The sequence below is a fragment of the Neisseria sp. HMSC065D04 genome, from assembly GCF_001815675.1.
Lineage (GTDB): Bacteria > Pseudomonadota > Gammaproteobacteria > Burkholderiales > Neisseriaceae > Neisseria.
Window position 1 is genome coordinate 23,798 of record NZ_KV821528.1, and the last position, 11,314, is coordinate 35,111.

Annotated in this window: 14 protein-coding genes; 10 read left to right on the plus strand and 4 right to left on the minus strand. The window is 48.2% G+C overall.

The genetic code is table 11. The annotated features are described in order from the left end of the window. Nucleotides 1-125: 125 nt before the first annotated feature. The 4 genes from HMPREF3050_RS08975 to HMPREF3050_RS08990 all read right to left on the minus strand — a co-directional run bounded on the left by HMPREF3050_RS08975 (nt 126) and on the right by HMPREF3050_RS08990 (nt 2,461). The gene (locus tag HMPREF3050_RS08975; protein WP_070774513.1) at nt 126-731 is read right to left on the minus strand and encodes a ribonuclease E; all 606 of its coding nucleotides are present in this window, start codon (nt 729-731) and stop codon (nt 126-128) included. A gap of 100 nt (nt 732-831) precedes the next feature. Continuing rightward, nucleotides 832-1,443 carry a BON domain-containing protein gene (locus HMPREF3050_RS08980; RefSeq protein WP_003760455.1) on the minus strand — a complete coding sequence of 204 codons (612 nt, stop codon included), beginning with the start codon at nt 1,441-1,443 and terminating at the stop codon, nt 832-834. A 72-nt stretch (nt 1,444-1,515) separates the two neighbouring features. Further along, nucleotides 1,516-2,109, minus strand: coding sequence for a phosphoheptose isomerase (locus tag HMPREF3050_RS08985; RefSeq protein ID WP_019270777.1), 594 nt, complete (start codon nt 2,107-2,109; stop codon nt 1,516-1,518). A gap of 4 nt (nt 2,110-2,113) precedes the next feature. Then, nucleotides 2,114-2,461 (minus strand): YraN family protein, encoded by a 348-nt coding sequence (locus tag HMPREF3050_RS08990; RefSeq protein ID WP_070774514.1) that lies wholly within the window; start codon nt 2,459-2,461, stop codon nt 2,114-2,116. A 55-nt stretch (nt 2,462-2,516) separates the two neighbouring features. On the opposite strand from HMPREF3050_RS08990, the gene rsmI reads away from it, so the two are divergent. From rsmI to HMPREF3050_RS09040, 10 genes are all read left to right on the plus strand, one after another. Then, complete coding sequence (gene rsmI / locus HMPREF3050_RS08995) at nt 2,517-3,404, plus strand: 16S rRNA (cytidine(1402)-2'-O)-methyltransferase (RefSeq protein WP_070774515.1); 888 nt, start codon at nt 2,517-2,519, stop codon at nt 3,402-3,404. A gap of 408 nt (nt 3,405-3,812) precedes the next feature. After that, a complete protein-coding gene (locus HMPREF3050_RS09000) occupies nt 3,813-4,166 on the plus strand; it encodes an ATP synthase subunit I (RefSeq protein ID WP_070603140.1) in 354 nt (117 codons plus the stop codon). Further along, entirely contained in the window at nt 4,156-5,025 is an 870-nt protein-coding gene (gene atpB / locus HMPREF3050_RS09005) for a F0F1 ATP synthase subunit A (RefSeq protein WP_003780077.1), read from the plus strand. The genes HMPREF3050_RS09000 and atpB overlap by 11 nt, the downstream gene beginning before the upstream one ends. Before the next feature lie 51 nt (nt 5,026-5,076). Further along, on the plus strand, nt 5,077-5,310 hold the full coding sequence (atpE, locus tag HMPREF3050_RS09010) for a F0F1 ATP synthase subunit C (protein WP_003760443.1): 234 nt from the start codon (nt 5,077-5,079) through the stop codon (nt 5,308-5,310). Between the two features lie 71 nt (nt 5,311-5,381). After that, complete coding sequence (locus HMPREF3050_RS09015; RefSeq protein WP_003760441.1) at nt 5,382-5,852, plus strand: F0F1 ATP synthase subunit B; 471 nt, start codon at nt 5,382-5,384, stop codon at nt 5,850-5,852. Between the two features lie 4 nt (nt 5,853-5,856). Beyond that, nucleotides 5,857-6,390: a F0F1 ATP synthase subunit delta gene (locus tag HMPREF3050_RS09020; protein WP_060974683.1), complete on the plus strand. Its 534-nt coding sequence runs from the start codon at nt 5,857-5,859 to the stop codon at nt 6,388-6,390. Between the two features lie 10 nt (nt 6,391-6,400). Further along, on the plus strand, nt 6,401-7,948 hold the full coding sequence (atpA, locus tag HMPREF3050_RS09025; protein ID WP_070774516.1) for a F0F1 ATP synthase subunit alpha: 1,548 nt from the start codon (nt 6,401-6,403) through the stop codon (nt 7,946-7,948). Between the two features lie 24 nt (nt 7,949-7,972). Continuing rightward, on the plus strand, nt 7,973-8,848 hold the full coding sequence (atpG, locus tag HMPREF3050_RS09030; RefSeq protein ID WP_070774517.1) for a F0F1 ATP synthase subunit gamma: 876 nt from the start codon (nt 7,973-7,975) through the stop codon (nt 8,846-8,848). A 38-nt stretch (nt 8,849-8,886) separates the two neighbouring features. Further along, on the plus strand, nt 8,887-10,284 hold the full coding sequence (gene atpD / locus HMPREF3050_RS09035) for a F0F1 ATP synthase subunit beta (RefSeq protein WP_003760432.1): 1,398 nt from the start codon (nt 8,887-8,889) through the stop codon (nt 10,282-10,284). A gap of 10 nt (nt 10,285-10,294) precedes the next feature. After that, nucleotides 10,295-10,720: a F0F1 ATP synthase subunit epsilon gene (locus HMPREF3050_RS09040; protein ID WP_003741652.1), complete on the plus strand. Its 426-nt coding sequence runs from the start codon at nt 10,295-10,297 to the stop codon at nt 10,718-10,720. Nucleotides 10,721-11,314: the final 594 nt, after the last annotated feature.

An 11,314-nucleotide genomic window follows, 5' to 3' on the forward strand; every position in this document is an offset into this window, starting at 1 on the left:
GCCTTGTCCTGATTTAAAGTTAATCCACTATAAGAACACTGCAACGAGGCGTGCGGACGTTTCGACTTTTTTTGGATTCGAGGCTGATGCCGGAAGTTCAAATTAAAGCCGAATGCCAGTCCGCACTAGAATAGATTGTCGATGACTTCTTTGGATTTGGAAGGAGTCTTAGGTTTCGGCGTCAGCTTAGGTGCCGGCTTGGCTGCTTCGGGTTGGCGTTGTTCGGGTTTTGCCGCGGGTTTGGATTCGGCCGGCTGTTCCGACGGCGTACGTCTGTTGCCTGCTGCGGCGGGTGTGCTGCGCGGCGTTTTTTCTTCGGTATCGGGCGTTTCGGTTACAGCAGGTTTGGCGTTTGCTTTGTTATTGGCGGGTTTGTCTTCTGAGGCTTCGTCCTCAGTCGGGGCGGTGTTGCTGTTTTTGCCGTTTGATTTGTTTTTGGGCGGGATGACGGGATTGCGGGAATCGGTTTTTTCGTCATCGTCAAGCTCGGCTTTGGCGGCAGGCTTGGTTCTGTCCTCTTCGGGAGCGCCGATGGGGCGCCAGACTTCGACAGGGGTGTCTTTGGGAACGGGTTTGTTTTTAATGGCTTCGCGTTCTTGGGAATCGTGGCTTTTGATGGTGCTGATGACGCCGATGACCAAGGCGGCAACGGCAATGATGCAGACGCCGAAAAAGGCTCCGATTAAATGTTTGGGTTTGAGTTGGAATGAGGATTTAGGGGTTTTGGACATGATAAATCGGTAAAAATGAAATCAATCGGGCGGATTGTATCGTAATAGGTCGTCTGAAACAAAATCAGGTTTCAGACGACCTGTCAGTCAAGGGGCAATCCTATGGCTGTTGGGTGTAGTTTTGATACAGGGTAACGACTTTTTGTACGCCCACAGTGGTGCTGACGCGTTGGGTAACTTTTTCTTGTTCTTCAGGCGTCAGGATGCCCATCACATAGGTCACGTTGCCGTAGGTCACGATTTTGACGCGCGCCTGCGTGGTGGGCTTGAGGCCCAAAAGGGCGGTGCGGACTTTGGATGTGCCCCATGTGTCGTTGGTTACGTCGCCGAAGGTGCGTCCTTGGGGGGCGACGGTGATGTAGTTGTACACGCCTTCGGCGGCCTGCTCGGCGCGGGCGATTTGTTCGACGAATTGTTTTTCGCCTTCAGTGGCGACTTGTCCGAGCAGCAGCAGGTGGCGGTTGTAGCCGACGACGTTGAGTTTGGGGGTGTAACCCTGCGCTTGGTTGTTTTGGCGCAGGTAGGAGCGGGCGGTGGTTTCGACGCGTACCGCCATTACGTTGTCGTCGGTTTGCGCGCCTGTGGTGCGGCGGTCGACGGCGGATTTAGTGCCGACTGCCGCGCCACCGAGGAGTACGCCGACACAGCCGCTGAGTGTCAGGCTGAGGAGGAGGGCGGTCAGAACGGGTGCGGTATGACGTTTGATGTTCATATTTTTTCCTTGATGATGGGTTCGGCGGATATGTTTCAGACGACCTTTAAAAGAGGTCGTCTGAAAAAAGGCTTACATTCCTTCAAGCAACATGGAGTCGATGCAGTCGCACATGGCGTGTATCAGCAGGATATGGTTTTCCTGAATGCGGGCGGTGCGCGGGTAGGGGACGTTGAGCAGTACGTCGGTATCTTTGAGCATGGCGGCGATTTTGCCGCCGTCGCGGCCGGTCATGGCGATGACGTGCATATCGCGTTCGTGTGCCGCTTTGATGGCTTCGATAACGTTGGCGGAGTTGCCGGAGGTAGAGATGCCGACCAAAACGTCGCCGGCACGTCCGAGCGCGCGCACTTGCTTGCTGAACACATGGTCAAAACCGTAGTCGTTGCCGATGGCGGTCAGCGCGGAAGTGTCCGTCGTCAGCGCGACGGCGGCAAGTTCCATCCGCTCCTTTTCAAAGCGTCCGGTCATTTCGGCGGCGAAGTGCTGAGCGTCGGCAGCCGAACCGCCGTTGCCGCAGGCTAAAATTTTGCCGTCGTTCATCAGGCATTGCAGCATTAATTCCGCTGCTTGAGCAGTCGGCTCGACCAATACTTTTTCGGCTTCCTGCTTGGCAAGGATGCTTTCGGCGAAATGGGCGGCAACGCGCTCTTGTAATGTCGTCATATCGTCAACCTGTAATATTCTTTATCCATTCGGGCGGGCGGTTTCCTTCTATCAGCACCGCATCGATGCGGCACGCGCTATCCGTCATGCCGTTTTGTTGCAGATAATACTCCGCAGACCGTTGCAGTTTCAATAACTTAGATGGCGAAATACTGTATGCGGCACCGCCGAAACCCTGATTTTTGCGGTATTTTACTTCAACAAACAGAATCATGTTACCGTTTTTGACAATCAAATCGATTTCGCCGTAAGCGCAGTGCCAGTTGCGCGCCACGAGTTTGCAGCCTTGCGAAAGAAGAAACGCCAGCGCGGTATCTTCGCCCGCCACCCCTTGTTTGTGGTTCAGACGCATGGAAGTTTACCCCGTATAATATCGTTATATTGTTTTCAGACGACCTGATAAAGCCATGTTTCAAAAACACCTTCAAAAAGCCGCCGACAGTATTGAAAAACGGACATTATACGTTGTCGCCACGCCCATCGGCAATTTGGCGGACATCACCCTGCGCGCACTCGCCGTCCTGCAAAAAGCCGACATTATCTGCGCCGAAGATACGCGCGTTACCGCACAGCTTCTGAGCGCATACGGCATACAGGGCAAACTCGTCAGCGTGCGCGAGCATAACGAACAGCAAATGGCGGACAAAATCATCAACCATCTTTCAGACGACCTCACTGTCGCACAAGTTTCCGACGCAGGTACGCCCGCCGTCTGCGATCCGGGTGCGAAACTTGCCCGCCGCGTGCGCGAGGCAGGGTTCAAGGTCGTCCCCGTTGTCGGCGCGAGCGCGGTCATGGGTGCATTGAGCGTCGCAGGCGTTATCGAACCCAATTTCTACTTCAACGGCTTTCTGCCGCCAAAATCCGGCGAGCGGCAGAAGCTGCTTGCCAAATGGGCGCAGGCTGATTTCCCCGTCGTGATGTTTGAAACCCCGCACCGCATCGAAGCCACCCTTGCCGACATGGCGGCCCTCTTCCCCGAACGCAGCCTGACCCTTGCCCGAGAAATCACTAAAACCTTCGAAACCTTCCTCAGCGGCACGGTTACTGAAATTCAGACGACCCTGAAAAACGACGGCAATCAGGCGCGCGGCGAAATGGTGCTCATCCTCCATCCTGAGCCCCGTGAAAAACACGATACCTTGCCCGATGCCGCCCAAAACGTTATGAAAATCCTCGCTGCCGAACTGCCTACCAAGCAGGCCGCCGAACTTGCCGCCAAAATTACCGGCGAAGGCAAAAAAGCCTTGTATGATTTGGCGTTGGAGTGGAAACGGGTTTCGGACGACGTTTGAAGGTGGGGTCGTCTGAAAAAGAGGGAAGGGCAGTTGTTGAATGATGATGGTATTAATGTGGGTTATGTCCTGAATCACAGAATATTCTGCGAAAAGAAAATCCGCCAAAGACTTGCCTGATTTTTATCGTTTTATTTTAAACGAAATAAAACAGAAACCCTTATAAAGCCTGATGGTGAAGGTCGTCTGAAACGTTCAGACGACCTGCTTTTAGAATCAAGATGAAAATATTGAAAATTCTGCAATCTAATGTCTGTAATTGTATGTAATGCGTGATATAATGCGAACTCTTTGCCTTACGTTAAGGCAAAGTCGGATATGAACTCACAAAGATTAACATATTGCTTGACGTTCATAGGCTTCTTGATTATATTTAGCCTCGCATTACTGTCGGGATCTCCCGTTTTTATGAAGCAGATTCTCATCTTACAAATTCTGGTTTTGACAGCGGTTGCGCTGATTAGCGCCGCATTTTCAGGTTTGGCAGGATTTTGGTCTGCTGTCGCAGGCGGGTTTTCCTATCTTATTCCCTCCGCTTTCGCAGTTTTACTTTTAAAACTTTCCAAGTGTAACCCTTTGTATCATGGTAAAGCGTTCATTATTGGGGAAGTTTTAAAAGTAGTGCTGTCGCTGGTAATGATGCTTGCCGTATTCGCAGTTTGGCATCAGTCTTTGATATTCTTTCCGTTCTTGTTCGGATTGCTCGGTGTCAGCCATTTGGTTTTTTTAGTATTGTTGAGAGTGAAGCATTATGGCAGGTGACAAAATTACTGCTACTGATTACATCACGCACCACTTGCAAAGTTTGACCAGCCTTTCCGATGTCGCTAAAGGACAAGGCTTGGATAATATTGCTGATTTTTCTTTTATTAATATTGATGCAATATTTTTCTCTGTATTGTTGGGTGTAATCGGAAGTTTCCTACTTTTGCGTGGGGCCAGGAAGGCGACGGCGGGTGTGCCGGGGCGTTTTCAGGCTGCCGTTGAGATTCTGTTTGAGTTTGTGGATGATATGTGTAAAAGCATTATTCACAACGAACAATCTCGAAAAGCCATTGCTCCATTAGGTTTGACGCTGTTTGTATGGATTTTCCTGATGAATGCCATGGATATGCTGCCGGTCGATTTGTTCCCGTGGCTGTGGCAAAACATTATTACCGGTAACCATCATGCATTGTTGCGTATTGTACCGACCGCAGATTTGAATACTACTTTGGCGTTGGCTATCGGTGTCTTGGTAATTTGTATTTATTACAATATCAAAATCAAAGGTATCCGTGGTTGGATTCATGAGTTGTTCAGCGCTCCGTTCGGCGCCAAACTTGCTCCCGCCAACTTCCTTTTGAATCTGGTTGAATTCCTCTCTAAAACAGTTTCTCACGGTATGCGGTTGTTCGGTAACATGTATGCCGGCGAGCTGGTGTTCCTTCTGATTGCTTTGCTGGGTGGCGCTTGGGCGACATCTGGAAGCGTTGAAGTGTTGGATCCGATTCTGTTTGGTTTCCACATCCTTGCCGGATTGGCATGGGCGATTTTCCATATTTTGGTGATTACCCTGCAGGCATTTATCTTTATGGCCTTGGCGTTTGTCTATATCGGACAAGCTCATGATGCACATTAATTTATTAGGTAGTTTTTCATTAACTTTCTTTGTTTTCTCAAGGAGTAAAAAATGGGTTTGGTAGCAATTGCATGTGGTTTGATCGTAGCATTGGGTGCATTGGGTGCCTCTATCGGTATCGCAATGGTCGGTTCCAAATATCTGGAGTCTTCTGCTCGTCAACCTGAATTGATTGGTCCGCTGCAAACTAAATTGTTCCTGATTGCTGGTCTGATTGATGCCGCATTCCTGATTGGTGTGGCTATTGCACTGTTGTTCGCCTTCGTTAAACCATTTGGTGCATAATCAAACGGCGTGATCCGTCTAGGTACAGACTTCGGTCTGTTTGATTAACACTAGTACGAAGGTTAACTAACGTGAATATTAATGCAACCTTATTCGCTCAAATCATCGTCTTTTTCGGTTTGGTTTGGTTTACCATGAAATTCGTGTGGCCGCCAATCGCAAAAGCATTGGATGAGCGTGCCGCAAAAATTGCCGAAGGCTTGGCTGCTGCCGAGCGCGGTAAGAGCGATTTTGAACAGGCAGAGAAGAAAGTTGCAGAACTCTTGGCTGAAGGGCGTAACCAAGTTTCCGAAATGGTAGCAAACGCCGAAAAACGTGCCGCCAAAATCGTAGAAGAAGCGAAAGAGCAAGCTACTGTTGAGGCAGTGCGGATTACAGCACAAGCTAAAGCTGATGCCCAGCAAGAAATGAACCGTGCACGCGAAGTTTTGCGTGAACAAGTTGCTGCGTTGGCGGTTAAAGGTGCAGAGTCTATTTTGCGCAGTGAAGTGGATACTTCCAAACATGCGCAGCTGCTCAGTGCTTTAAAACAGGAGCTGTAATCTTATGGCTGAGTTCGCAACGATTGCCAGACCTTATGCGAAAGCATTGTTTAATCTGGCGCAGGAAAAAAACCAAATTGAGTCTTGGTTGGGCGGACTGGAAGAATTAGCCGCGGTTGTTCAAAACCAGAAAGTAATTTCTTTTCTTGAGCAACCTGAAATCAATACTTCTGAAAAGGTAAATGTACTTGCCGAACTCGTTGAATTAAAAAGTGATGAATTGAAGAATTTCATTACTGTTCTGGCAGAGCAAAAACGTTTGCCTGTATTGCCTGAAGTCTATGCTCAATATCAAGCTTTAACCTTGTCATTCAATCATACTAAGTCCGCTGTAATTTACAGTGCTTATCCATTGACTGAAGATCAATTGGCTGAGTTGGCTGAAATATTGAAAAAACGCTTTGACAGTAAGTTGCAGATTACAACTGAAGTCGCGCCTGAATTAATTGGCGGTGTCAAAGTTGAAGTGGGTGACCAGGTCTTGGATTTGTCGGTGCAGGGTAAATTGAATGCCCTGTATGCGACTATGACAAATTAGGAGAGTTTTCATGCAGCTTAATCCTGCTGAAATTAGCGATTTGATTAAAGCTAAAATTGAAAATCTGTCTGGAAATACAGAAGTACGTACCCGTGGTACGGTTATTTCTGTAACAGACGGTATTGTTCGTATTCATGGCTTGTCAGACGCAATGCAAGGTGAGATGCTCGAATTCCCGGGTAACACTTTCGGTTTGGCGATGAACTTGGAGCGTGACTCCGTCGGCGCCGTAGTGTTGGGTGAATACGAACATATTAAAGAAGGCGACACAGTTACTTGTACCGGTCGTATTTTGGAAGTACCTGTCGGTCGTGAATTGGTTGGTCGCGTTGTAGATGCATTGGGTCGCCCGATTGATGGCAAAGGTCCGATCAACACATCTTCCACAGCGCCAATCGAAAAAATTGCACCGGGTGTAATTGCCCGTAAATCAGTTGACCAACCTATGCAAACCGGTCTGAAGGCCATTGACTCAATGGTTCCGATTGGTCGCGGTCAACGTGAGTTGATCATTGGTGACCGTCAAACAGGTAAAACAGCCGTAGCATTGGATGCTATTGTCAACCAAAAAGGTACGGGCGTTATCTGTATTTATGTTGCAATCGGTCAAAAAGCATCTTCTATTGCCAACGTAGTACGCAAATTGGAAGAGCATGGCGCAATGGAACACACTATTGTGGTTGCGGCGACTGCTTCTGAAGCTGCGGCTTTGCAATATATCGCACCTTATGCAGGTTGTACGATGGGCGAGTTTTTCCGCGACCGCGGTGAAGACGCATTGATTGTATATGATGACTTGTCCAAACAAGCTGTTGCTTACCGTCAAATTTCCCTGTTGCTGCGCCGTCCTCCCGGTCGTGAAGCATATCCTGGCGACGTTTTCTATCTGCACTCCCGCTTGTTGGAGCGTGCTGCCCGTGTAAATGAACACGAAGTTGAAAAACTGACCAATGGCGAAGTGAAGGGCAAAACAGGCTCTCTGACTGCATTGCCAATTATTGAAACGCAAGCCGGCGACGTCTCTGCATTCGTACCGACAAACGTGATTTCGATTACCGACGGTCAGATTTTCTTGGAAACCGACTTGTTTAACGCCGGTATCCGTCCTGCGATTAATGCCGGTATTTCGGTATCGCGCGTAGGTGGTGCTGCGCAAACCAAAGTAATTAAAAAACTGGGTGGCGGTATCCGTTTGGCACTTGCCCAATATCGTGAGTTGGCAGCCTTCTCGCAATTTGCTTCTGATTTGGATGAGGCTACACGCAAACAGCTGCAACACGGTGAAGTGGTGACTGAATTGATGAAGCAAAAACAATTCAGCACTTTGGATACAGCCGAAATGGCTTTGACCTTGTGGGCCATTAATAATGGTTCTTACGAAGATGTACCGGTATCCAAGGCATTGGCTTTCGAAGCAGAATTTTTGAGCTTTGTACGCACTCAGCATCCTAGTGTTTTAGAAGCAATCAACGCATCAGGTGCGATGTCCGATGAAAGTGAAAAAGCATTGACCGAAGCCATGAATTCTTTCAAATCTTCTTATGCTTACCAAGCCTAAGAGCTGAAATGAAAGGAGTCTGAAATGGCAGTCGGAAAAGAGATTCTCACCAAAATCCGTAGTGTTCAAAATACCCAAAAGATCACTAAAGCGATGCAGATGGTGTCAACCTCTAAAATGCGGAAGACTCAGGAACGGATGCGCTTGGCGCGTCCGTATGCCGAAAAAGTGCGGACAGTTATGAGTCATTTGGCGCGAACCCATGAAGATCACGGTATTAAATTATTGGCACCTCATCGTGAAACACGTCGGGTAGGTTTCATTTTAATCACCTCTGATAAAGGTCTTTGCGGTGGTTTGAACGCGAATGTTTTGAAGAAATTCTTAGCGCAAGTCCAAGAATACCAAGAACAAGGCATTGAAGTTGATGTCGTCTGTTTAGGTAGTAAAGGTTTGGCAGCTTGTCAAAACATCGGTTTGAACGTTATTGCCAGTGCGATTAATTTGGGTGATACCCCAAAAATGGAATTGCTGCTTGGTCCATTGACTGAAATCTTCCAACGTTACGAGAAGCATGAGTTAGATAAAATACATCTTGTGTATTCATGTTTTGTGAATACCATGCGTCAAGAACCACGGTTGGAGGTTCTGCTGCCTATCGGCGAAAATGTGATAGAAGACGAGGAGAGTTATTCTTCATTCAGTTGGGAATACCGTTATGAGCCAAGTCCTGTCGTTGTGTTGGAATATCTGGTTCGCCGCTATTTAGAGTCTGTGGTTTACCAAGCATTGAGTGACAATATGGCATCTGAGCAAGCTGCACGTATGGTGGCAATGAAAGCAGCTACCGACAATGCAGGCAATGCCATTAAAGAGTTGCGTTTGGTATATAACAAATCGCGTCAAGCTGCGATTACCACGGAATTGTCAGAAATTGTAGCAGGTGCAGCGGCAGTTTAATGTCGTCTGAAACCTGAACAGGAAATTAGGATACGATAATGAGCCAAGGCAAAATCGTACAAATTATTGGTGCGGTAGTTGACGTGGAGTTCCCACGTGATGCCATTCCGCGTGTTTACGACGCCCTGAAATTGGATGCAAACGGCCTGACTTTGGAAGTGCAACAGCTTCTGGGTGACGGCGTAGTCCGTACTATTGCAATGGGTAGTTCAGATGGTTTAAAACGCGGCATGACTGTAAGCAATACAGGTGCGCCGATTACAGTGCCGGTAGGTAAAGGTACTTTGGGACGCATTGTCGATGTATTGGGGACGCCTGTTGATGAAGCAGGTCCGATTGATACCGACAAACACCGTGCCATCCATCAGACAGCTCCGAAATTTGATGAACTGTCTGCGACTACTGAGCTGTTGGAAACTGGCATTAAAGTGATTGACTTGCTGTGTCCGTTTGCTAAAGGCGGTAAAGTAGGTCTGTTCGGTGGTGCCGGTGTAGGCAAAACCGTCAACATGATGGAATTGATTAACAACATCGCCAAAGCGCATAGCGGTTTGTCCGTGTTCGCAGGTGTGGGTGAGCGTACCCGTGAAGGTAATGACTTCTACCACGAGATGAAAGATTCCAACGTATTGGACAAAGTGGCGATGGTTTACGGTCAGATGAACGAACCCCCGGGTAACCGTCTGCGTGTAGCCTTGACCGGTTTGACGATGGCCGAATACTTCCGTGATGAAAAAGACGAAAGCGGCAAAGGCCGTGACGTATTGTTCTTCGTGGACAATATTTACCGTTACACCCTGGCCGGTACCGAAGTATCCGCATTGTTGGGCCGTATGCCTTCAGCAGTAGGTTACCAACCGACATTGGCTGAAGAAATGGGTCGTTTGCAAGAGCGTATTACCTCTACCCAAACAGGCTCCATTACTTCCATCCAAGCCGTATATGTACCTGCGGATGACTTAACTGACCCGTCTCCTGCAACGACATTTGCCCACTTGGACGCCACTGTCGTATTGAGCCGTGATATTGCCTCCTTGGGTATTTACCCCGCAGTTGACCCGCTCGATTCCACTTCGCGCCAACTGGATCCGATGGTATTGGGTCAAGAACACTATGACGTAGCCCGCGGCGTACAATCTACCCTGCAAAAATACAAAGAATTGCGCGATATTATTGCCATTCTGGGTATGGACGAATTGTCAGACGAAGATAAACTGACCGTGATGCGTGCGCGTAAGATTCAACGCTTCCTGTCGCAACCGTTCCACGTTGCCGAAGTATTTACCGGCTCTCCTGGCAAATATGTATCGCTGCGTGACACCATTGCCGGCTTTAAAGCTATCTTGAACGGTGAATACGACCATCTGCCTGAACAAGCTTTCTACATGGTAGGCGGTATCGAAGAAGCGGTCGAGAAAGCGAAAACCTTAAACTAAGGAGGTCGGCATGAGCATCATGCGAGTTGAAGTGGTAAGTAGCGAGCAGAACATCTATTCAGGCGAAGCCAGTTTTGTAGTGGTTCCGACTGTTCAAGGTGAGCTCGGTATTTATCCGCGACACGAGCCGATTATGAGTTTGGTACGTCCTGGTGCATTGCGTTTGACCGTGCCGGGCGAAGCCGAAGAAGTGCTTGTTGCCGTTTCCGGCGGAGTGCTGGAAGTGCAGCCCAACCAACTTACTGTGTTGGCGGATGTTGCCGTACGCAGTTCCGAGATGGATCGGGAGCGCGCGGAAGCTGCCAAGAAGGCGGCGGAAACCGGCATTTCTCAAGCCAAAGACGATAAATCGCTGGCTGAAGCACACAAAGCCTTGGCCGCAGCGATTGCCCAGCTCAAAACCTTGGATTATCTTCGTTCGCACAAAAACAAATAAGCAGATTTGCTTTACAAAAAGCACGGTTGATTACCGTGCTTTTTATTTTTTGGATTGACTGGAAAATATGAAAAATTTGCTGGAGTAAGTTCAAATAGGGGAGAACATTCTATAGTGGATTAAATTTAAACCAGTACGGCGTTGCCTCGCCTTAGCTCAAGAGAACGATTCTCCAAGGTGCTGAAGTACCAAGTGAATCGGTTCCATACTATCTGTACTGTCTGCGGCTTCGTCGCCTTGTCCTGATTTAAATTTAATCCACTATATCAAGTCCAAATCAAAAGGTCGTCTGAAAAATCTTGTTTCAGGTTTTCAGACGACCTTTCGTTTGCCGGCTGCTTGGCATCATGCGGTTTGTGGAATAGTTTTGATACCGTTTGTGAGGGAAGGGCGGGTTGGATATTTTCCAGTCCGAATGACAATGATTATGTTTGGAGGTCGTCTGAAAATTTTGTCTTACGGTCTTGTGTTGTTTGGAAGGATGAAAGGCTATCTAGAGAAAAGTGTGAGGAAAGGTCGTCTGAAAGCTATGTTCAAGGTTTAATGCCATGGAAGCTGCGTTTTCAGACGACCTTTTTCATCGCTATTGCTTCA